Annotated in this window: 14 protein-coding genes and 1 other RNA gene; 4 read left to right on the top strand and 11 right to left on the bottom strand. The window is 40.0% G+C overall.

Annotated features, from left to right (window positions below; genetic code table 11):
* The first annotated feature begins 51 nt into the window (after positions 1-51).
* From J2Y37_RS13375 to ssrS, 3 genes are all read left to right on the top strand, one after another.
* Positions 52-606 carry a hypothetical protein gene (locus J2Y37_RS13375; protein ID WP_004670487.1) on the top strand — a complete coding sequence of 185 codons (555 nt, stop codon included), beginning with the start codon at positions 52-54 and terminating at the stop codon, positions 604-606.
* 2 nt (positions 607-608) lie between these two features.
* Positions 609-896, top strand: a complete 288-nt coding sequence (locus tag J2Y37_RS13370; protein ID WP_004670486.1) for a cell division protein ZapA — start codon at positions 609-611, stop codon at positions 894-896.
* A gap of 86 nt (positions 897-982) precedes the next feature.
* Positions 983-1,168, top strand: a non-coding RNA gene (gene ssrS, locus J2Y37_RS13365) — 6S RNA.
* Between the two features lie 267 nt (positions 1,169-1,435).
* Here the strand turns inward: ssrS and J2Y37_RS13360 are convergent.
* From J2Y37_RS13360 to J2Y37_RS13350, 3 genes are all read right to left on the bottom strand, one after another.
* Entirely contained in the window at positions 1,436-2,470 is a 1,035-nt protein-coding gene (locus J2Y37_RS13360) for a DUF6670 family protein (RefSeq protein ID WP_349033123.1), read from the bottom strand.
* 509 nt (positions 2,471-2,979) lie between these two features.
* Positions 2,980-4,233 carry a putative solute-binding protein gene (locus tag J2Y37_RS13355; RefSeq protein ID WP_349033122.1) on the bottom strand — a complete coding sequence of 418 codons (1,254 nt, stop codon included), beginning with the start codon at positions 4,231-4,233 and terminating at the stop codon, positions 2,980-2,982.
* A gap of 161 nt (positions 4,234-4,394) precedes the next feature.
* A complete protein-coding gene (locus J2Y37_RS13350; protein WP_349033121.1) occupies positions 4,395-6,914 on the bottom strand; it encodes a heavy metal translocating P-type ATPase in 2,520 nt (839 codons plus the stop codon).
* Between the two features lie 111 nt (positions 6,915-7,025).
* On the opposite strand from J2Y37_RS13350, the gene J2Y37_RS13345 reads away from it, so the two are divergent.
* On the top strand, positions 7,026-7,412 hold the full coding sequence (locus tag J2Y37_RS13345; RefSeq protein WP_005197715.1) for a MerR family transcriptional regulator: 387 nt from the start codon (positions 7,026-7,028) through the stop codon (positions 7,410-7,412).
* A gap of 55 nt (positions 7,413-7,467) precedes the next feature.
* Here the strand turns inward: J2Y37_RS13345 and J2Y37_RS13340 are convergent, their stop codons facing one another.
* From J2Y37_RS13340 to J2Y37_RS13305, 8 genes are all read right to left on the bottom strand, one after another.
* Positions 7,468-7,668, bottom strand: coding sequence for a hypothetical protein (locus J2Y37_RS13340; protein ID WP_241323578.1), 201 nt, complete (start codon positions 7,666-7,668; stop codon positions 7,468-7,470).
* 255 nt (positions 7,669-7,923) lie between these two features.
* The gene (locus tag J2Y37_RS13335; RefSeq protein ID WP_349033120.1) at positions 7,924-10,038 is read right to left on the bottom strand and encodes a hypothetical protein; all 2,115 of its coding nucleotides are present in this window, start codon (positions 10,036-10,038) and stop codon (positions 7,924-7,926) included.
* Positions 10,035-11,171, bottom strand: a complete 1,137-nt coding sequence (locus J2Y37_RS13330; protein WP_349033119.1) for a VWA domain-containing protein — start codon at positions 11,169-11,171, stop codon at positions 10,035-10,037. The genes J2Y37_RS13335 and J2Y37_RS13330 overlap by 4 nt, the downstream gene beginning before the upstream one ends.
* Positions 11,171-13,699 (bottom strand): DUF5682 family protein, encoded by a 2,529-nt coding sequence (locus J2Y37_RS13325; protein ID WP_349033118.1) that lies wholly within the window; start codon positions 13,697-13,699, stop codon positions 11,171-11,173. The genes J2Y37_RS13330 and J2Y37_RS13325 overlap by 1 nt, the downstream gene beginning before the upstream one ends.
* Positions 13,700-13,704: 5 nt before the next feature.
* The gene (locus J2Y37_RS13320; protein ID WP_349033117.1) at positions 13,705-14,796 is read right to left on the bottom strand and encodes an AAA family ATPase; all 1,092 of its coding nucleotides are present in this window, start codon (positions 14,794-14,796) and stop codon (positions 13,705-13,707) included.
* Positions 14,797-14,949: 153 nt separating this feature from the next.
* Positions 14,950-18,720, bottom strand: coding sequence for a DUF4132 domain-containing protein (locus tag J2Y37_RS13315; protein ID WP_349033116.1), 3,771 nt, complete (start codon positions 18,718-18,720; stop codon positions 14,950-14,952).
* Between the two features lie 261 nt (positions 18,721-18,981).
* Positions 18,982-19,770 (bottom strand): OmpA family protein, encoded by a 789-nt coding sequence (locus J2Y37_RS13310; protein WP_349033115.1) that lies wholly within the window; start codon positions 19,768-19,770, stop codon positions 18,982-18,984.
* Between the two features lie 70 nt (positions 19,771-19,840).
* Positions 19,841-23,831 (bottom strand): YadA-like family protein (locus J2Y37_RS13305; protein WP_349033114.1); only part of this gene is annotated, 3,991 nt, incomplete at its 5' end.

The following is a 23,831-nucleotide window of genomic DNA, read 5'->3' as shown; positions in this document are numbered from 1 at the left end:
CTATACTGCTGTATATATTACCTTTGATTGCAACTCTGTGCGACCTTCGTTATGTTAGAACAATTACAGCGTCTACAAGCGCATATTGGCGTTTTAAAAACACGCCTACGCCATATAGAGCGAGAAAACACATCGCTTACTGAAGCTAAACAATTAGCTGCAACTGAACATCATGCACAAATTGTGCAGAAGAATAGCATCATCACGCAAAAACAGGATGAAGTTGATAACTTAACTGAACAACTGACTCAGTTACAAGATCAATTTAAACAACTGAATAATGATGCAACAACTTTGGCTGAACGCTATAGCCGTTTAGAGAAAAGTACCACTGATCTAAAGAATCGTTTCCAAGAAATCTTGGCTGAACGTAATGATTTGCGTGTAATGAAAGAAAAGTTACAAGCGCAGCAACGTAATAATCAGCAAGAAATCCAAGATCTACAACAAGATCGTGACCGCTTATTACAGAAAAACGAATTAGCGAAGGCTAAAGTTGAAGCGATTATTCAACGTCTCGCAATCTTAGGTACAGCACAAGATCAACATGCACAAGAAATTCAGCAGCTTGCCCACCCGATTGCTGAAACTCACGAGGAATCTTAATCATGAGTGAACCTATCGTTGTTGAACTACGTTTAATTGAACAGACTTTCCGCTTAAATACGACTGAAGATAAACGTGAAGAGTTAGAACGCGCTGCTGAATTGCTCAATCAAAAATTTCATGACATGCGTCGAAGTGCGCCACGTGTAGAACACAATAAGTTAGTCATTATGGTTGCACTACAAATGGCTCAGGAAGTATTTGCTTTAAATAAATCTTTACAGCAATACGCACACTGTGAACACCTACTCCAAACGATTTTGGAAGATGTAGAGCAAACTGTTCAATAAACATGGTGATTGCACAAAGCCTCATCAATTAGTAAGTATCTTTACATGCAAACATTGTCATCAGGTCAAGATCAGTTATACTAAGTCTATCTCTAGGATGTTCGCCAGCGGGTCCGATTCCCCTGAGCCGATATCATCACTTTAGGATGGTGTTCTGTATATTTAGAGTGTATGTCTGCCCCGTGCAGAAAACCCAGCAAGTATGCGGCGCCCTCCACCTTGAACTTTAGGGTTCAAGGGTAACGACATGCAGCGGCATCTCTGGAGTGTTTTTTATTTTTCTAAATCTCCCTCTGCACCACATATTCAAAAGCCAAAACTTGTTGCCATGTTGCAGGCCGATTCAAGCCTATCTTCTGTTTTTGTAGTTTATTTTTGAGTTCAAGAATAATACTCATGATTTATCTTATAAAAGAATATCTCTCATAAGATAAATCATTTCTGTAATTTTAATGATCAATTCTTTAGATATTAGACTTATGATTAAACTAGCATCTGTTGATATTTCATCAATGCTTGCTGCGGCTGCATAATTTAGATTATTTTGTCCGCGTATCCAGATATTCAATATAACCAGTACCTTCTATTGTTTGACCTCGAAACGTACCTTTATATTGATAACTTCCTGCGTAACCACCTGCCATACCATACTGAAAATCACCATTTGCTAGGCCATCAATACACATTAAAGGCTTACCTTTTTCATCATTCACACTCCATGAAAAAGTTCGAGGTAAACGCATCGATAAACCATTAGGCGTTATAGAACGTTGTGATTCAAACTCATGAACTTCCAATTTAAAGTCTTCAGAATGAATACTTCCATGATTATCAATCGCACGAATATACACACGGCGTTGTAAGACAAGATTCAATGGACCAAGTACCTCAACTAAAAGAACCTGAGTTTTCTCATCGATATTTAAAATATGATATGTAAAATAGTTCATATGCAAATTGAAATCTATTGCACGTGCATATTCATAGGTACACAAACCTTCGACGTGGGTTTTCTTGCCTTGATATTCGAGATAACCTTCGTATTGGCAGAGTAAAGCCCAATGATTATATAAACCGAAAGTTAACTCAGCAAAGTTTGCAACTTTATCAGTTGCAGTGATTTTCAAATCAAAATTAAATTCATGCCCTTCACGATAAGCATGAAAATTAGGATAAGTCCCTTCTAACAATAAATCTCGACCAAAACATAAAGATGAACCATTACTTACTAAAGCACAGTCATTTTTGACGCTATAACCATTAAAATAGTCTTTTGTTCCTATAGCTGTACCAATTAATACATTTGCTGTATCAATACTTGAAGTTTTAATTAAATGTTCGTTACGAAAAATTTTAACTCGAGGTTGTCCAACCACGGTTAAAAGGTTCAAAAAATTAAAGGGTGCAGGGAGATTAGGAATCATCACACCATAGTGAACACAAGTATATTTTCCTTGAGGTGTATGCGTTTCCGTTTCGACATCAAAAGGTCGACCATTTCTTTTTCCTGAATAGTCAATCATCTCATGCAATGGTTTTGGAGCAACAATTTGTTTTGGGAATAATCGTGACATTTCAGAACCTCTATTAAACTTTACTCAATATTTCAGCTATCCCCCCTCTCATATATCTTTATGTCTAACATGCTTTGTAGTACAAATTTGACCAAAAATAAAACGAATTAAAGGGTTAACATCATCTTGAATTTATCAAGATATTTTAAGTATGAGAGAAAGAGCTAAAAAAAAATTGACCGAAGAGGAAGACTAATTGATGTCAAAAATGTCAAATTAATAAACTGGCTAATCTCTTATTTTACTTGAATTTATCATAGCGAGCGACGAATCTGGCTTGAACATTAAATTGCTTAGTCTTGCTATAATTTCATACTTTAATGGAGCGGCAACAATCTCTAGACCACTTAAATAAAATGCCATAAAACTCTCATCAGAAAGCTTTATGGCATATCCCAACATTTACATTACTACTGATCGTATGAGCTAACAGCTCGCTAATAAAATTTTATATCTAAATAACCTCTACTCTTTCCGTAGAATTCTAGACATTGGTCTGACTATAAAAATCACTCATCATTCAATGCACATTCATAATGCGTCGGCTGCTGCGAACAACGGACTTGTTTCAGCAACTTCATCATGTCTTTATCGTAGTAACCTTCTTTGGTCATTTGAATACGTGCTTCTCGCATCAGTCGCATATAACCAGGTTTTTCACTCTCATAAATATCCATCCAGTATTTTTCAGGAATATCTTTTTCAATTTTATCTACAAAATCAAATGCAGGCTGCAATTGTTTAGAGATGATTTCTCGTGCAATCGGTCCCATTCCAGCTGGGAATTTATTACGATGCATGATCAAAGTACCTGTAACCTGTACAACAGGAAAACGAATAATCCCACCTGCAATTTTTCCTGATTTATCCGTCATGCCCTTATGTAATTCTAGTGGATCAAACAAAATCGCTGGGCCAGCCATGATTTCGACTTCTCTATTGTTGAATTTGGGTCCAACAGTTGCTAAATCTACTGAAATCGCTTGTGCACCGACATTTTGAGCTAACTTCTTTTGTGTTGGATCAAATGAAAATACTGCGATTTTTCGTCCAGCAGCTTTTGCGAGTGTATTAATATTTCGATCACTCACCATAATATAAGCAGCACCAAGCGGCACAACGCCCACGACCTCATAATCATGATTGATCATTTTATCGTCGAATTTAGGATGAGCTAATAATTGAATCACTGAGGTCAGTTGCTTGTAATTCTGTAATGCACCAATCGCATCAATACTTCCCACAAATGGATTAAACTGTCTTGCTCTTAAATTACTAATCCCCGCACCATCACAGCGTTTGCTGCGAAAGTCTTCCGTTAATACACCCTCATTGGTATAGACTTTGAGTGTCACCATGGTTGATGCATTTTGTTTTAGTTTTGGATAGTCCAGATCAATCTTGAGCTGTAAATTGGAAGGTCGAGTAATATTCATATTGACCCCATATTGTTTGGCAATACGTACAATACGGGGTAATTCACTGATATAACTGGTGGCTTGTTGAAATGCCTCACCATGTTCCCCATTCGGTGAATACACACACAAAGTCACTTGTTTGGGAATCTGTTTCCAAATCTTTGGATCATTGAGCAAAGTTTTGATTTTATTCTGCGAATGTTGAGACAAAGTGAGATCAAGCTTCTCGGCTGGCGTAGCGTGTAAGCTAGATGAGATCAACAATGAAGCTGCTAATGTAGTTGCAAGCGAGAATGATCGGATCAAAGTGTTGTATTGCCATTTTTGTTGTTGTCGCACAAACATTTTTTCACTCCTGTGAATTATCATTTGACACTAAGCAAATCACACGCAAATAAAATTGACCCAATGACTTTAGCTTCGGGCAGAATAGTCATATTAGCCCATAAAAAAGCTGTCTAGCTATAAAACCAGACAGCGAACTTACAACAATGAAAAGAGAAAGCTTAAGAGCGGTTTAGGCGCAAGGCATTCACTACAACAGACAATGAACTCAGCGACATCGCCACTGCTGCAAACATTGGTGTAAGTAATAACCCAGTCAATGGAAAGAAGATCCCTGCTGCAACGGGCACACCCAATCCATTATAAACAAAGGAAAATGCAAGATTCTGTTTCATGTTTCTTACACCAAGTTTCGCCATATGCAATGCTTGACCAATCCCTTGCATATCACCTTTGACTAAGGTGACTTGCGCCGTTTGTTTAGCAATATCAGTACCTGTACCCATTGCAATCCCAACATTGGCCTGTGCAAGTGCGGGTGCATCATTAATTCCATCCCCTGCCATTGCGACGATCTTGCCTTGCGCTTGCGCCAGTTTGACGATCTCAAGTTTTTGCTTTGGATCAAGATTTCCATGAACCTGCTTGATTCCTAAAACATTAGCGACCATTTGTGCATTTTTCTCATGATCACCTGTCGCCATAATCACTTCTATGCCATCGGCATGGAGTTGGTCGATTACCGCTTTGGCATTTTGTTTAATCGCATCATGAATCGAAACATAAGCAATCAACTCCTGTTCTGACATCAGGAAACTAATCACATCGCCTTGCGAACGTTTTTGGTCTAGCATTTTGCTTAAGTCATCACTGAGTGTTAAATCAAGCTGCTCAACCAATTTCTGACTGCCAATATATAGCGTTTTGCCATTAATATTGCCCTTTACACCAAAACCAGTCACATCTTCAAAGTCAGCCACATTAAGCAATTGATTTGCATCCACCAATTTAGTCAAAGTCTGAGCAATCGGATGGCTTGAATATTGTTCAATCGAAGCAATCCACAGTTCAATTTGGGCTTGAGTATAGGTTTTTGATAAAGGCTGAATTTCTTTTAAGCTTGGTTTACCTTCAGTCAATGTGCCTGTTTTATCAATAATCAGGGTGTTTACTTTGCTTAATGCTTCAATCGCTTCAGCATCTTTGAATAGCACGCCTTTTTGCGCTGCGCGACCTGTAGTTGCCATCACTGACATTGGCGTTGCCAAACCTAAGGCACATGGACAGGCAATAATTAAAACGGCTACCGCACACATCAAAGCCAAATCAAACTGTGCTTGACCAAAAACCATCCATGCGATGAAGGTCAACACGCTGATCGTGAGTACCGCAATCACAAAGTATTTCGCTACAACATCCGCGATACGTTGCAATGGTGCTTTGGAACGTTGTGCATCCGCTACGGTCTGGATCATTTTGGCTAAAGTGGTATTGGTCCCGACAGCTGTGGTTTGAATACGAATAGAACCTTGCTGATTAATCGTTCCACCAATCACTTGATCGTCTTTTTGCTTTTTCACAGGTACAGGTTCGCCTGTCATCATCGACTCATCGACATATGTTTTTCCATCAACCACAACACCATCTAAAGGGATTTGTTCACCCGATGAAATTTGTAAAATATCACCTTGTTTGACCATGGCAATATCAACATCCACAACTTGGTCGTGCTGCACCAATTTGGCTTTGGCAGGTTGTAAACGTAGCAATGCTTTCAATGAGTTTGCCGTTTGGGAACGTGCTTTAAGCTCAAGAACCTGTCCGAGTAAACTTAAGGAAACAATCATACAGGCCGCTTCAAAATACACAGCGACCCCATGTCCTGTCTTGGCTTCAACAGGAATGACAGATGGAAAGACCGTTGCAACCACGCTATAAATAAATGCAGCGAGCACACCCACACCGATCAGACTCCACATATTCAGATGCCCTGTTTTATAAGACACCCAACACCGTTGTAGAATCGGATAACCTGCCCACAACACCACAGGTAAACTGAGAACCAACTCAATCCACGGTTGAATATGCGGTGAGATAAAAGCGTGAATATGTGAGCCCATCGCTAAGATCATCACCAATAAACTTAAAGGTAAGGTTGTCCAAAAACGCCGACTAAAATCAACCAGTTCAGGATTTGGACCTTCATCTAAAGTCGGTTGCATGGGTTCAAGTGCCATACCGCAAATCGGACAGGTACCCGGCCCTTTTTGCACAATCTCTGGATCCATTGGACAGGTATAATCCATATCCATTGCCCCTTCGAGTACTGGGCGTTGGTCCACAGGAACTAAATAAAACGCTGGATCATGTTTAAATTTCTCTAAGCAAGATGGGTTACAGAAATAGTAAGTTTTCCCTTCATGTTCCGTTTTTAAATCAGTCGTGGTCTTGACTGACATGCCACAGACTGGATCGATCTCGGTTTGGCCATCGGCGGCGACATGGTGTTGATGGCTTTGTCCTCCACCGCAACAGGATGATTTTTTTACTTGTTCTTTAATAGGTTGTGATTCAGTTTTAGAACCACAACATGAACTTTTCTTTGGTTCAGTAGGTTTGGGGGCACAACAAGATGAAGCCGTGATGGATTCATTTACTTGCGCTGTTTTAGCATCATCACTGGCATTTTTTTTAACTTGCTTGTCTTTTGAACAGCATGATGAAGTCTCATGTTGAGTCATGGTTCGACCTATCTTTTATTACGCGATAGGTTTAGGATAAAGTCTGTACCTAGGTACAGAGTCAAGCACTTTTGAGAATGATTTTTAAATGCATGATTTTAGGAGCATAGCGTGGACCTTACCATCGGTAAATTAGCAAAGGCATGTGATATCAATGTCGAAACGATTCGTTATTATCAACGGATTGGTTTAATGCGCGTGCCTGAAACCAAGCAAAGCTATCGTTATTATCATCAACAAGATTTGGAGACATTGAGTTTCATCCAAAAAGCAAAAGATGCAGGCTTACAACTCAATGAAATTAAAGAATTATTGACCTTAAATTTAGACGATCGTATCCAAGTTCGTCAGGTCATTGAGCAACGTTTAAGCAAGATTGATGAAAGAATTCAGGAGTTACAAGGACTCAAACAGCGTCTTGCAACTTGGCTAGATGACTGTAAAAGCACTGAAAATGATTGCTGTCCGATATTGGTAGAACTTAAGAAATCAAATTAAATATTTAATTGGACAAGTATCTACATACAAACATAAGGTACATATTATTTATCCATTAGAAAAAAGACCAAACAACATTTTCATCTTGTTGTTTTAATACGAAACTGGTCTGATGATCATCTTCTACGACAATATGCTGATTTGAAATCATTTTTACTTTAAGCAACGTATCATTTTCATACACTAAATCATGTTTGCCTTCTTTGGTTAAGACAAGTGTTTGATCTAGGACGATTAGATTTCTCGATTCCAACATAGCTTTCCCCTTCGAAACTGCTCTACAAATCTTGCGTATTACGATCAAGCCAACAGCCATTTATATTGCAAAAGTTTTTTAAATAATTTGCAATAAACAACAGAGTGCCATTCATAAAAGTGGCATCTTGACCTGTTCGTTCTTGCTGTGCATTTTAGATCATTTCTCAACCAATTGTATAAATATTGTCAAACAGTTCACACAAATACATATTTATGCAAAAAAAATACATAACCATAAATTGCAAAAGCTAAATCATTCTGTTTTTAATTGTATGGGAAGATTAATTTGCATCCTTAGTGTTAAATCACAGATATAAACTAGCCGTAAAATTAAATCTGTATTCAATCGTGTGGTAGCGAGAATCAGGTCGATTTGTTTAGCTAATAGACTCAACCCTGCATCCTGAGCTAGTTGGCTGTGCCGCTGTAGCGTTTCAATCTGCGAAGTACTCAATTGCAAACGCCCTGAACAAGCAAGACTGAGTAATACTTCTAAAATCGGTTCACACACCTTTTGGCTCAAACTGATTTGGGTAGAAGCAAATTTTGCTTGCTGTTTTTTCTTTGCCATTAATTGTTCAATACGTCCAATCAGACTTTCTTTTAAGGTCTTTTTTGGTTCAGCCAATTGATCAAAATCGAGATGAAACAGTCGAGTTTTATCATTTTGAGTGATCAGTAAACTGATTGGTGATAAAACCAGTTGATGTCCCTGTATTCGAGCATGAGCAAAGATCGATGAAACTTGAATCATTTGCCCACAAAGACGTTCAAGCTGACGAATTTTATCCAACTCCTGCATTTTCCAGTCCAGACGTAAATGAATCACAGAACCTTGCTGATCATAGACATTCCACCATAGACATTGTTCGATTTCATCCACTTGCGGTGCATCATAACGGGAAATATTCAATAAAATTGTATGATCAATCCCCTCTACAGTTTGCATTTGTTGTTGCCAGTGCTGTTGTACGGTCTGCCAATGATTGAAACCCATCTGTTGATATAGGCCAAAATCTTCAATCTTGCTTAGGCTATTTAATGGTAATGCACGACTTTGCCCCGATGCCGATAGCCGTCCATCTTCACCAAAACGTGGTTGTTGCAAACGTACGATTTTCTGCATCAGTTGTTGAGCGGTCAGCATCCAAATACTGTGCTGTGACCACGCATTATAACGATTAAAATTCGGGTCATTATTTTCTGCCCGCGCCACCGTGACTTCAAAAGTTTTAGCGTTTTCTAATTCAGAAAAATACAGCGTCAGTCCTCTTGCACCACCTTGGGAACGCCACCAACGTGCACCTAGAGGAAGTAATTCCAAATCAGACTGTTGTTCATCGACTTGGTATTGCTGTCGGATTTTTCCTCTTAGGGAAAGTAATTGTTCGCCTTGTGCCTGTTGTAGTTGATAGAGATAAGCACGCATTTGCGCTAGATACAGTAAAGTGTCTTGCTCAGAACTATGCTCATCCCGTTGCAATAAACGGCTGACTTGACCACTGAGTTGTCTCAACATGGCTGCTAATCGTGGCAAGGCTTCGCTACGTGCTGACATATTGAGTAAGTGCAGTTGTCGAGCTGTACTATCATTGACATGCGATAAACCAAATTCTAATAATTGATTTAAATCATCTTGTAATTCAACAACAAACTGGCGTTCACTTTCGCTTAAAATTGCTGGGTTTTCGACCTCACTGAGCTGCAATGCTGCCCATGATTTACCTTGTAATCTTTGAACTTCACTCAGCGCTGCTAAATGGTAAGCAGGTTGATCTTTTTCCAGATTGGATAGCATGCCTGCAAAACCTGTACCTGCTATATAGCTGATGTCTTCATTAATACTGGCAATATGAATCTTTAAACGATAGTCATCTTCAAACAATTCAGTTTGCTGTTCTTGCTGCCAAAGTCGGGCATATTTAATGGCTTTTTGGGCTTGTACCCTGCCTATTTTTTTAGCGATGTGGTCAAGGTCTAATGCCAAAATTTCATCTAGTGGATTGATTTTTATCTGTTCAGTTACATTGTTTTTGGGTTGATCTTTAGGAGTAGAAATTTGATTTTCTTGAGCCTGATCATTGGATTCATCTTTCGATTGACAATGTATTTGAAACCATAATACGGCTGCCACAATATGTTTACACGCACCTGTGGCAGGACAAGAACACACTGCATTGACCAGACCTGTGGCAGATAAACAAACCTGTTGCCCATCACTTTCAATGCTGACTTGATCAGCTTGCTCAGTACGTAACACCACCTTTTCTGCTTCTATATCCTTTAATGCACGGCGCACTAAACCTGCGTTGGCATAAGTCGCAAGACTGTCTTGATCATAGGCTAAATATTGTTGTTGCCAACTCATTGCATCACCTCTGCCATCCATTCAGCAAAATGTTCAGGCGTTAAAGCTGCCACCGACATGCCTCGCTCATTGAGTTTTTGTGCCATTTGAATATCGTAGACAGGATTTGCCTGTTCATCTAACGCTGCCAAACCTAGCAATTTCACTTGTTGGCTATGCAATCTACTCACTGCATTGAGTAAATGTGCCACCGACCCGCCTTCCTCAAAATCACTGATCAAGGTAAAAATGGTGCGATGGGGTTGGGTAATTAAACGTTCACAATAATTGACTGCTTTAGCAATATCAGTGCCGCCACCCAACTGTACCGTCAGCAACACTTCAACAGGGTCGGATGCCATGTGGGATAAATCGACAATATTGGTATCGAACAGCACCAAATGCACTTTGACCGCAGGCAAACTGGCTAAAATACTGGCACAAATGGCACTATACATGACGGAGTTCATCATCGAGCCACTTTGGTCGACACAGAGCACCACTGTCCACGGTAAATGGCGTTGCACGCGTGCATTAAAAAAAGGCTGCTGAATAATCAGCTTATTCATATCCTGATTATAATGTTTTAGATTTTCCCGAATGGTTCTGCGCCAATCAAAATTTTGGCTATTGGCTATCAGAGAACGACGAAAACGGTTCCGGCGACCATGAATGGCATTGATAAAATTCGGTTTTAATCGAGCTACAATCTGCTCGACCACAGTTTTTATAATCTCACGCACCGCATCCCGAGTGTTTGCATTCAGTCGTCCACGCATAGTCAGCAAGGCTTTTGCCAATTGTGGTGTCGGTTCTAAACTGCGTAAACTTTGTGGGTCTTTGAGCAAGGCGTCCAGTTGATAGCGTTCAACCGCTTGGGTTTGTACACGTTCAAAAGTACTCTGCGGAAAGAGTTTACGAGCATTATTGAGCCAATTAATTGCAGTTAATTGCGAATCATCCAATGAGCCATGACGAGACTCTCCTGCAACCTGCCCACGTCGTTCATATTCACGGTTATATAAATAATCTAATGTTCGCTCTAAGCGTGATTGATCCGCGTCAAGTTGAACCTGATTCAACGCACGATCACTATAACGTCCTAAAATTAAACGCCAACGTGCCGCAAGGTCTTGCGAATTTGAATCATTCATTATGCAAACCAACCTTGTAAATTCTGTTCAACCAGAAACTGCTGTAGCTGCTGATTTAACTGCACCCCTTGCAACATTTCAGCTTGAGAAATTTCACTGCTATATTGGGAAATATCCAAACTCGATACACCATTCAATTGCGCCACCTGTTCTGCAAAATTCGCTGTTTCTTTCGGTTTAAAATGCGTAAAAGCTTGGCGTAAATCAGGCAAGATCGCGACAAAGGCTGCATCATCCCATTGATCTAACAGTTGATTGAGTAACTGTGCCATCACTGGATAACGCAATAATAATTCTGGTGCGCTTTGCATCATGCCTGCGAGATAAGTCACTGCATATTCAGGACTTGCGCCCATACCGAAATGTTGCTGAACCGATTGCTGTAATTCATGTTCAGATAAATTTCCATCAATAAACCGCAACGCATCTACCGCACCTGCCAACAGATCGAGCTGCTGCCAGTCGGCATGTAAACGTTGTAAAGTTTGATAAAACTGGGCTAATAAATCTGTTTCTGCACCACTGCTTTTCACGCCAATAATCCGTTGAATTTGCTTCGCCAAACTCCGCAATTGCAACAGTTGATTTAAAATCTGTTGCTGCTGATCTTCAGGTGGTGTTGCCAATTGGGAAAGTAAAAACAAGGCTGTTTGAATAATATTTTTCAATAAAGCCTTGAGTTCAGGTTGTTGCTGAAAAGCCAGAAAATCTTTACCTGTCCATAAATTCAGCAATTTTTGCCCACATTGAATCACTGAATCTAAATCAGGGTCGTTGGGCAAATATTGTTCAACTTCGGCAAATAAAATGGGGATTTGTTTTTGTAATCCCATCAATGCTGCACGAATTAAAAGCTGTACGGCAAGATGTGAAGATCGTCCTTGCCCTGACTGAGAAAAAGATGCTTTCAGTTGCAATAATTTCTGTATTGCAATGCGATGCAAATCATTGCCTAATTCTGATAATTCAATCAGTTGTGCTTCAACATGCGGTGTCCACGCATAATCCCATTCTTCAAATAACACATGTAAACGTCCACCACCTAGAAAATCGGGTCCACTGACAGGCTTGGCAAAACCGACTTGTAAAAAATCGAGTAAATGTAAAAAACGGCTACGCAAACGGTGTTTAGCATTCCGAAACACATCTAGTTTTGCTCGTTTGGTGGTGGTTTCATCCAGTTTAAAACGATGAACTTTTGCTAATTCATAGACCTGCGCTAGCAAAGGCGGTGTTTGTGTCGATTGCACCACCTGTCCTAGACTTGCCCCGCTGAGAATCTGCCGAAGCAATTGCTGAAATGCCTGTTGCCCATCATCCAAACTGCCTTTGACAAAGCTGCTTTGACAGGCATCAATCAAATCAAAACGACCAATCAGATGATGCCCTCTTAAAGCCGCCAGACCAATCGCCTGTTCAGTGGCATTCTTCACCGTAATAAAACTACTGTCTAAAATCTGTTGCTCTCGAAGTTGCTTGGAAAAATCAGATAATAATTCAACGGTTAAGGCTTGCCTTTGTTCAATTTCATTTTGCGAATCATCAACAAGCTGTTGCCAACAACGTTGGTAAAATGCAGGTGATGGCATTCCCGATGCATAACCATTTAAAGCATCGAGACGATCAAAACTATATCGAATCAACCAAGATTGATCATCTGTATCTGCGGATTTTAGTTTTTTTATTTTCTTGGTTTTTTCATTGGCTGTTGATTTTTCTGTCAATAACTGTGCTGCTAACTCTTCAATCAATGCCAAGGTATGAAAACCACCCGTAACCACACAAATCTTGCCTTTTTTTTGTGCCTCGCATTCTAAAATGCTTTGCAACATACATTGTTCACGAATCAAGGAAGCATCAGCCTCTAACACACTGTCTTCATAATCCAGTCGTGACATGGCACACCAGACCAACACCTCATGGAAAAATGCTTGCCAGTCCTGCATCTGCTGTTTGGGTTTTAACTCAAATAAATGATCCCAGAGTTCATCATGATTACGACAATGCAGCTTGTGTGCCAATGCTTGTAAATATTGGCTATGCGCTAAATAGCGTTCCTGTTGCAAACTCCGTGTTTGCCATGTTTGTTCTGCAACATTTTGCTGTTCATGTGCCACCTGACTCGTCCAAGCCAAATCAATAAATTCGACCTTGGCATTAATTTTCGGTGCGTAACGTAACGCTACCCATTCAGGCGAATAATCACAGAATGGAAAATAGGCAGTGCGGGTTTGTTTTTGTTCACCTATATCCTCTTTTTTAGCATCAGCTTTTTGTTCAATAATTTCTGTTTGACACAATACCGCTAAGGGTGGCCGACTATCGGTATGCTGCAAATCTGCAATCAAACGATTAAATGAGCGTGGTGCTTCAATCAAAATATGCTGAGGCTGTAATTGTTGCAATACCTGTAAGGTGGCATAGGCACAGGCAGGGCTATGATGGCGAATGGGTAAAAAATAAATCCCCTTTTCTGCCAAAGCTGCTTGCTGTTGTAAGGCGTTTTGTAACCGTATTGGAATCGTCATATTGATTACTGCCAAAAAGCCTTCCCAGCATCAAAAAAAGCCTTCCATGTTGCATCCTGTTTGGCCCGTTCACGCGCCACATTATCCATATAGAAACGCATCCGCTTGGCATCATCAGTATTATCTTTTAACACCACACCAATGAGTTGACGAGCAATCGCCGCCCCATTTAACGATTTATCACCGAGATAATAGCCCTCCAAAGCAGCTGCATAAGCAATATTGACTGCTTCCGCTGTAGACATCACCGCATCTGGGGTTTTGATCGAAGTACCATCTTTAGTTGTGCCTTGACGTAATTCCTGAAAAACCGTGACCAATAAATCAATCACCGAATCAGACATCTGAATCTGATCAGATAAATCGCCTAGCTCTTGTTTCAACTGAGTTAGTACAAGCTCACGTTCAAAAACAGGATCAGCAATCGGTCGCACAGTTTCAAAATTAAAACGACGTTTCAATGCTGATGACATCTCATGCACGCCACGATCACGCAAGTTTGCTGTAGCAATAATATTAAAACCTGCTTTGGCATACACTCGCCCCTGCTGACCCAGTTCCGGAATCATCATGGTCTTTTCAGACATCAACGAAACCAGTACGTCCTGAATTTCAGGTGGACAACGGGTGATTTCTTCAAAACGGATGATCTTGCCTTGTTGCATTGCTTGGTAAATAGGTGATGCAACCAAAGACTTTTCATTTGGGCCTTCCGCAAGTAGCAAGGCATAATTCCACGAATATTTTAAATGGTCTTCGGTCGTCCCTGCTGTACCTTGTATGGTTAAACCTGAATCATCACTAATCGCAGCCGCCAATAATTCAGAGAGCATGGATTTTGCTGTGCCCGGTTCACCGACTAACATTAAGCCTTGTTTACCCAATAAAGTCACAATGGCACGATCAACTAATGCATCATCACCATAGAATTTACGGCTAACTCCAAGTTTGTCATCACCTAAAATAAATTGGCGCACCGCTTTGGGTGAACGCAACCAGCCTTGTGGTTTTGGGGCATTGTCCTGGTCAGTTAAAATTGCCAATTCCTCGGCAAAACGTTGTTCAGCACTTTGTTTAATGATGTTTTGTTGGGTCATATATTTACCATTTCTTCTTAAAATCTTGATCAGATTGATCTAAATCTATTATAAAAATCTTTAATTCCCATATCAGCTATGGTGGAAGCGGCATGGATGCCGCCTCTACATTGCAAATCCTGATTACGAATTTAAAATAAGATCAATCATATTTTACCAAGGTGTTTTCTTCTGCCATTCAGGATCAAACCCAGAACAAGCATCTGCCACTTTTAAATAATCCGCATAGGTTTCAGCCAATAATACAGGCGGAACATCTGCCAAGCTCATACTACTCTCACGCCTTGACCGCACATTCTTTTTCTCAAAACTCAAGTCATACAACACTGCTGCAAGATTTTCCTCTGGCACATAACTACCACTAAAACGAATCACCGCAGACAAACCAATTTGGCTAAATGATTTAAAGTAACTATCAAATGAACCGCCATCTTCAATCGACGCACGTTGATAGCCCAATTTAGTAATAACACCGCGCAAAGTAAAAGTATCGGTCAACCAACCTTTTCGATCCTCAATGATTTCAGCATGAGTATCAAATGTCGGTAGTTGACGCGTCATTTGTTCAAATAAAAACTTCACTTTATAGTCTTTAAAATGCGCTTGCCACGCCTCTGCATCATCGGTATTGATCAAGACCACATGTGCAATTTTGATTTGACTATCAGCTTGTAATTCAACTTCATCATCATCCAGATTGAGTAAACTGCCATCATCACTAGGACGGAAACTTTGTAAAATTTCACCTTCTGCTGATATTTCCAACCACACTAAACGCTGAATCAAACGCTTCATAATTGGATGAGCAAATAAGTATTCCTGCCAATCTGCACTGCTCCAAGTCCGTTCGCTACACATCGCTTCATACAAACGTTGTGTTTGTAAATCAATCACCTGCTTAAATTCTTTTTTGCTACTGCTAAATAATGATTTTGCTTCTTTAATTAGCGCTTCGTCATCGCCTTGTCGTGCAGTTGGTAAACTTTTGATAATCTTACTATCTTCATTTTTCAATACAAATTTATCCTTATCATCGACATAAGCCGTCAAAACGCGTGAACCATATTCAAGAGTTAAAATGCCTGAATCATCCAGTCCCGCTGTTGGAATGGTACGATCCGCAAGCTCATCACTACTCCATTGATTACGTGCTGCAATTTGCTCAACCAATTGTTTTGCAAGATTTTGAACCGATGCAGTACGATAACGACGTGAAAGACTCAGTAATAATTGAATGATCAGTGGATCATCGCTGACCGAAAAACTACTCAACATCGCTTCGATTTGTGCACGACGTTGGTAATGTTGCTTCATATAATCTTGCAGCAATTTCACTGCAACACTACCTTGCGTTTTAAAGGTCAACGCCAACATACCTTTGCTTTTTATCGCAGAGCCTAGATAAATCGCTAAACGCTCGCGTTTAATTTCTTCAACCACTTCTTCCAGTGTGATGTGCTCATAGCGCCCGTAATATTCTGGGTACTTCTGCCCCCATCGTTGAAACGAATCCTGATAAGAGGCCAAACGGCTCGGTGCTTCCTTATTGGCAATATCCATCGCCTCTTCCAAACTTGGGTTACGAGTATCTTGATGAATAAAGCTTTGCAATAAATATAATGCCAATGTCTGTTGGCTCTTTTCATTCAACAAACCAACATAACGTTGCAGCAAGGCATTCGGAATTGGATCTTTGAGTTTATCGGCTAAAACCACCCACCATTGAATAATTTTAGTATCGACTGCTGTGCCATCCTGCCATTGCACTTGTGGTAAATGACTCAAATCAAACCATGCAAAGCTACTGACAATTTTGCCTTTTAAACCTTTCTCAGCATCTTTGAGTAAAGCTTCAGCTGAAAGATAGACACTAATGTCCTCACCTAACTGCTCCAATGCTGTCAAAATCGCAGCAATAACAACTTCTTTTTTCTCTTTTTTCAATAAATCATAAAGCGCTGACACCGCAGTTGGATGTTGTAATCGAGCTAGCCATTCAATCGCAGTAATCCGAATTTCTTGCTTACCATTTCCTAAAGCTTCAATTGCTCTTAAGTGAATATCAGGTAATTTTCTCAACACTTCCTGAGCATCAAAACGTAAACGTTTGCTATCACCTAATGCAAATTCGAGTAATCGAGGAATAAACTGTTTGGGTAATTGCGGAAAACGCTGTAATACACCAATCGCACGCAAAGGCTCAAAACTACGATACCGTGATTCACTTTTATCTGGAGATAAACCTAAAGCCTCAGCAAGCAGATCAATGTGTTCAATAAAAAATGGAACTATTTTGTTATCTTCATTGATATAGCTATTCAAGGTTTCATAATAATAATTTTCTAAATAATTCTCGGCAATCATACGTTCAGGTTTTTCAAAACCCACTTTTCGCATCAGTTGCTCAAGTTGACGTAATTCTAACTGTTCATAATGATGTGGCTTGAGCAAAATACTAAATAAATCATTCCAATTCATCCAGTTACGCCCATGATAACTTAAACGTAAGGCATGCTCTAGACCATATTCAGGTAAGTTTTGCAGCCTATTTTGATAGGTCATGATGTTGTAGTTATAACCATGAATTTGTGTTTTTTTCTTACCATTAATCGCAGCAAATAATTGCTGACTGACTTGCTCAATTTTCAGTTTTTGTAAATCTTTATAATTGCTCTGTGCCCACGTACTTTTATAACTTGCAGTTTGATTATCTTCAATTTCCTGTTCAGCTCGTTGCTTGGCTTTTTCCAATAACGCCTGATAATTTTCGATAATGACAGGAATAAAACTTTCAGGAATCTCCTGCGTTTCAATCTCGGTTATCTCGGGTACCGCATGATCCATGTCAACCACTTGTTCCAATGTCTCAAGACGTTGTAAAGCAGATAGAATATTGACCTGTACTGATTTTAATTTTTCGTTTTCTGCTGCTTGTTGCAGGATTTCTAGATTTTTCTCACCTAAACGTGCTAACAAATCCGCTGCAAAGCTACGCTGTTTACTCTCGCCATTAACGAGGAAATACTGTAAATGTTGCTGGCTTTCAGCCTCATCGAGATGGGAAAGTAACACAGTGGCTTGTTCACGAACGTTCTTACTCGAACTTAATGCAAGAATAATGATCAGCTCGGTTTGTAGTTGCAGTAACTCCTGATGTTGAGCAATAAATTCGAGGAAAATCCCCTGAGCCGTGGCAGATAATTTTGGCAGAACTGCTCTAATCATTTGTAGATGCTCTGTGAAAAAAACAACACTATCTGAAAAGTTAAAAAGTACATTAAGTTGATCATGGTGATAACTATTTACATCACCACGTTCAAATAAAGTCGCGATAAAATCCTCAGTATTATTTTCAGATTCAGACAAATAGAGTTGTTTTAATACAGCCATTGTCCAAGTCTGACGGTGTGATTTTTTCTGTCGATCATCAAAATGTTGATGGTTGAAACTCGTTACCAGTCCATCTACCAAAATATAGCTAAACCATACAGGTGTATTCTTTGAAAGCTGTGGATAATTTCGTTGCTGAGTAGCTGCTTCTAAAAATTTACCATACCGAACCGTTTGTCCACGACTGAACTTTGAAAAAATATTGATATATAGCTTATAGCGTGCATTCTGCGATGCTTTGCATAATTTTTCTTGGGCTTTGGTCAATTCAGATGACGGCCAAAACCATCCATAAGTTCCCGGACTACCCAGTAAAGCACACACCTTATCCGTCGCTTGCTGTTGTAAGGTCAGTAACACCTCAGGATTTTGCCCATTGACGATATAATTTAAGACCTGATTAGCCAATGAAGCATTCACTTCCGCTAATGGTTCTACAATGGTGCTAAGTAATGCTAAAGTTTCGGAGTCTATTATATTTTGACCTTGTAGATTGATGAACTGATTTACTCTATTCTTAATACTTTCAAACATTGAATTGCCTCTTATTTTCCCCAGTTTTAAACTTAATATTTGATTTTTAATTTAAAAATCACGATTACTTTTTTCTAATTCAAAGATTTTACAATAATGCATAGCAACCCACTGAGTATATTTTTGATGGCTTCATTATAAGAAATTGAAAATCAAAAGCATCCCGAAAATTGGGTTAGTACGACAGTTATTGTCGCAGACCTTATTTTTAGGACATAAAAAATGGCTACTTTAAAGTAGCCATTTTTCATTAAAGATCAATTACCAACTTACGTTTACACGTCTGTTTGGTGCCAAACAACCAACGAGTTGTGTGTTGGCTTTGTTGCCCGCGCATTGCTGATATAAATCAGTTTGGCTATTGGCTTGAATTTGAATGCGACTCGCATCAATACCTTCATTCACCAATAACTTTGCAACGGTATTGGCACGTTGTGCCGACAATTGGTGATTATAGGCAAATTTACCAAGCGGATCTGCAAATCCAGCTACAATAACAGGGCTATTAGATGGATTCTGTTTGATACGTTGTGCAATTGCAGCAACTGTATTAGAACCTTGTTGAATAGCATTAGCATTTGAACGATCAAATGCAAAGAAGACACTACCTGAGCGTGCAGTATTTACATTGGCATCACTTGATACCAGATTGTTTGCACCCCAAGCCATTAAGCCTTCGCATGCTTCACCTTTCCAAGTTAAACGCTCTGACAAATTGTCTTTACCAAAGTCGACACGGAGTTGGCAACGCAAGTAATCCTGACTATTTGGCTGGCGAATATCTAAAACATAATTCCAAGTTTTCACAAAGAATAAACCTTCACTAAATTGAGGATTTCCCAATAAATGACGGATTTGGTCTTTGGTTAAACCTGTATCTAAACGTGCAACATTATCATATTCATAACGTTTCACTTGTTTTAAATAGCTGTTTTCAACTACTGGAAATTTGATTTCATCTTGTTGTACAACAACCTGTTCTTCTGCAAATGCAGAAACAGCAAAACTAGATGCAACCCCTAAAACCAATGCTTTTATCATATTTTTCATATTCAAACTCACTTTATCTATTGGTGATGAGGAGAACCCAAGCCTTTAGGTTCTCCCTAACAACTATTCCTTAGTCAATTACGCCACTGATACCGATACGTACACTTGGATCACCTTGTGATGCAGCAGCTACACCACCCGTAATAGACCAACGCCCATTGTCAGCAGTCTTACGTAAAGTTACGCCGACTGCATTTTCGCCACCATGATATGAAGCACCAGCCGCATAGGTATATTTACCAGCAATATATGGCGCAGCTTCTAAAGCCATTGCCGCTGCAATACCTGCATTTGCTCTTTTCTCAACATTATCAATACGTTGATTTGTTGAATAGAAGGCTTGCTCAAGACGATTGCTTACATTGTCAATTTTACTATCCAATGCTTGATCAGCCTTGTTCAATGCATCAATTGCACCACCAACATTATTATGTGTTGTATCACCTACTGTGTAAGTTGGATTGGTAAAGCTATTGGTAATATTGTCATAACCAGCTCCGCCACCTAAGAATTCAACCACTTTGTTGTTCGTAGCATTAAGCTGAGAACCGTTCACGGCATCTTTAGAGGTTGCACTAATCGCTCCATCTTTAACACCAGTCACAACACGATCACCATCCTTACCAGCAACATTTACTGTAGTACCACCAGTGTCTTTACCAATGGTAATATCACCTGTCGGTGTTTGTTGCTGAACTAGACCAGATTTACCATCATTAATGTTGTTAATATTGGTTTGGATGTTTGAAATATCACTTGTGTTTTGGTTCACTTGTTCTTGAACATTCCACAATTGACCGCCATTTACAGCATCCTTAGAGTTTTGCTCAACTTTGCCATCTTTTACATTGGTAATCGTAGTGCCATCAGCGCCGCCTAAAGTGATCTTATCTTTCGATGCATCATCATATTTAACAGCATTATTGGCAAGCTCATTAACATTGTTGTTCACATTGCTAATAGCAGTATCTAATTGACCTTTGTTCACGGCATCGGTAGCATTTGTTCCTGCTGCAACATTGGTAATTTGCTTACTGCCTGCATTAATGCCTTGTGTTGTTACACTTGGACCACCAGCAATCACTAAACCTGTATTGTTCAACACAACCGTATTATTACCAATGCTAATACCAGCATTATTTAAAACAGTATCACCTGCTTTAATCGAATCTACTGTCAAATCTTTTGCAGTTGATACTTCATAGTTATCAGAACCATCTGCATTTTTTGATTTGTTAACAACAATATTTTCGCCATTCGATACTGTTGTTTTAGATGTGGTTGCAGCCGAACCAATAGCTTTATCTAAAGCATCTAAAGCATCACCAACATTCGACTGAGTACTTTGTGCAACATTATAAGTTGGACCTGTAATTGTGCCATCGGCATTCACTTTCGCACCGCCACCAAGGCTATTCACAAGTGATGTTTGTGTAGTTACAACTTGATTTTCCACTACCTTCAATTGTTCTTCAGTAGCAGCTCTACCTTGGGTAGCAAAATCACTACCATTCAAGTCTTTATTACTTAAACCTGTGATCGTATTCGTTGATTTATCAACAACAACACTACCTACCTGAAGCTGATTGGTCGTCACGCTGTTCAAATTCAAATTCTGGCTTAATGCGAATGCAACATTATTGCCTGTCTTCGTTGCAGTAAGGTTAGTATCTGCTGGATCAACCACACCGATATCAACTGTGTCACCTGCTTTGATTGCGCCACTGTTTGAACCATTGGTTTGTAGGTTGAAACCACCTTTTAATGTGGTGATTTCATTACCTTGATTAGTAACAGTGGTGTTCAGTGTACTGATGTCGCCTGTGTTCTTCGTAATGTTGCTGGTGTTTTCATCAACCTTTTGATTGGTTGTAAACAATTGACTGCCATTCACCGCATCGGTTGAAGTCGCTGACACATCACCTGCTTTCACATTGGTCAGTGTCGTACCGCCTGCACCCGCTAAAGTCACTTTGTCTTTAACTGCTGCATCGTCGTATTTAACTGCTGCATTGTCATTTTCTGCTTGTTGCGCTGCCAATGCATCTAATTGACCTTTGTTCACCGCATCTTTAGTGTTTGTACCTGCTTCAACGCCACTGATTTGGTTTGTAGTCTTGTCGATCACTACATTGCCAACAGTTACTTTGTCTGCTGTCACACCAGCGTTGTTGATTACAGTGTTACCCGTAGTCACACTGGTCAAACTCAAGTCTTGGCTTAATGCAAACGCGACATTATTGCCTGTCTTCGTTGCAGTTAAGTTGCTATCCGCTGGATCAACTACACCGATATCAACCGTATCACCCGCTTTGATCGCACCGCTGTTTGCACCATTGGTTTGTAGGTTAAAGCCACCTTTTAAGGTTGTGATATCACCAGTGTTAGTCGCAATATTATTGGTGTTCGTCGTGATGTTATTGGTATTGGTGGTGATATTCGCTGTGTTGGTTGCAATATCTGCGGTGTTTTGAGCAACGTTGTTATTGGTCGTTGTTAATTGACCAAAGTTAACTGCATCATTCGGTGCACTACCATCTGCAACATTGGTGATTACTTTACTACCAGCATCAATGCCTGCTGTTGTAACGCTTGGCCCACCTGTGATCACTAAGCCATTTGTGTCTAACTTGCTGTTGCCCGCTGTTACGCTATCAACAGTAATGTCAGAGGCTAAACTGAGTTGTACGCCATCTGCTGTCGTTTCACTATTTACGTTACTATCACCTTTGACATTGATCGTCTCGCCTAGGGCATAGTTATTGTTTGTTGTGCCATCACCAAAGTTAATACCTTTTTGTGCTTCAGTCAGTGCCGTATCTGCTGTGCTTTGTGCTGCATTAGCTGAAGTCTGGGCATTATTAGCATTAGTTAATGCCGTATTTGCTGTGTTCTGTGCTGTCGTAACGTTGTTATTGGTCGTCGTTAATTGACCAAAGTTAACTGCGTCACTCGGTGCACTGCCATCTGCAACATTAGTGATTACTTTACTGCCAGCATCAATGCCTGCTGTTGTAATGCTTGGTCCACCTGTGATCACTAAGCCATTCGTGTCTAACTTGCTGTTGCCTGTTGTAACAGTCGTTAAGTTTAAGTCTTGGCTTAATGCAAATGCGACATTATTGCCTGTCTTCGTTGCAGTTAAGTTGCTATCCGCTGGATCAACCACACCGATATCAACCGTATCACCCGCTTTGATCGCACCACTGTTTGAACCATTGGTTTGTAGGTTAAAACCACCTTTCAAAGTCGTGATGTCACCAGTGTTGGTCGTAATATTATTGGTGTTCGTTGTGATGTTCGCTGTGTTGGTTGCAATATCTGCGGTGTTTTGAGCAACGTTGTTATTGGTCGTGGTTAATTGACCAAAGTTAACTGCGTCATTCGGTGCACTACCATCTGCAACATTGGTGATTACTTTACTGCCAGCATCAATTCCTGCTGTTGTAATGCTTGGTCCACCTGTAATCACTAAACCATTCGTGTCTAACTTACTGTTGCCTGCTGTTACGCTATCAACGGTTAAGTCTTTTGATGTTGCAACCGTGATGTCGTTACCACTACGGGTAATCTCGATGTTATCGCCATCAATGAATTGAACTGTATCACTCGATGCTACTGCACTCGCTGTATCACCATTCGCTTGTAGCTTGAACGTTTGACCTTGCAAGTTACTAATATCACTCGTGTTGGTCGCAATGTTATTGGTGTTCGTCGTGATGTTATTGGTATTGGTCGTAATGTTCGCTGTGTTGGTTGCAATATCTGTGGTGTTTTGAGCAACGTTGTTATTGGTCGTGGTTAATTGACCAAAGTTAACTGCGTCATTCGGTGCACTACCATCTGCAACATTGGTGATTACTTTACTGCCAGCATCAATTCCTGCTGTTGTAATGCTTGGTCCACCTGTAATCACTAAACCATTCGTGTCTAACTTACTGTTGCCTGCTGTTACGCTATCAACGGTTAAGTCTTTTGATGTTGCAACCGTGATGTCGTTACCACTACGGGTAATCTCGATGTTATCGCCATCAATGAATTGAACTGTATCACTCGATGCT

It is taken from the genome of Acinetobacter sp. 3657, assembly GCF_031456775.1.
Classification (GTDB): domain Bacteria; phylum Pseudomonadota; class Gammaproteobacteria; order Pseudomonadales; family Moraxellaceae; genus Acinetobacter.
This window is presented reverse-complemented; position numbering and strand designations above follow the sequence as displayed.

Coding starts and splice junctions, on each gene's coding strand:
- J2Y37_RS13375 (WP_004670487.1), top strand. CDS start 52: ATGTTAGAACAATTACAGCGTCTACAAGCGCATATTGGCGTTTTAAAA.
- J2Y37_RS13370 (WP_004670486.1), top strand. CDS start 609: ATGAGTGAACCTATCGTTGTTGAACTACGTTTAATTGAACAGACTTTC.
- J2Y37_RS13360 (WP_349033123.1), bottom strand. CDS start 2,470: ATGTCACGATTATTCCCAAAACAAATTGTTGCTCCAAAACCATTGCAT.
- J2Y37_RS13355 (WP_349033122.1), bottom strand. CDS start 4,233: ATGTTTGTGCGACAACAACAAAAATGGCAATACAACACTTTGATCCGA.
- J2Y37_RS13350 (WP_349033121.1), bottom strand. CDS start 6,914: ATGACTCAACATGAGACTTCATCATGCTGTTCAAAAGACAAGCAAGTT.
- J2Y37_RS13340 (WP_241323578.1), bottom strand. CDS start 7,668: ATGTTGGAATCGAGAAATCTAATCGTCCTAGATCAAACACTTGTCTTA.
- J2Y37_RS13335 (WP_349033120.1), bottom strand. CDS start 10,038: ATGAGTTGGCAACAACAATATTTAGCCTATGATCAAGACAGTCTTGCG.
- J2Y37_RS13330 (WP_349033119.1), bottom strand. CDS start 11,171: ATGAATGATTCAAATTCGCAAGACCTTGCGGCACGTTGGCGTTTAATT.
- J2Y37_RS13325 (WP_349033118.1), bottom strand. CDS start 13,699: ATGACGATTCCAATACGGTTACAAAACGCCTTACAACAGCAAGCAGCT.
- J2Y37_RS13320 (WP_349033117.1), bottom strand. CDS start 14,796: ATGACCCAACAAAACATCATTAAACAAAGTGCTGAACAACGTTTTGCC.
- J2Y37_RS13315 (WP_349033116.1), bottom strand. CDS start 18,720: ATGTTTGAAAGTATTAAGAATAGAGTAAATCAGTTCATCAATCTACAA.
- J2Y37_RS13310 (WP_349033115.1), bottom strand. CDS start 19,770: ATGAAAAATATGATAAAAGCATTGGTTTTAGGGGTTGCATCTAGTTTT.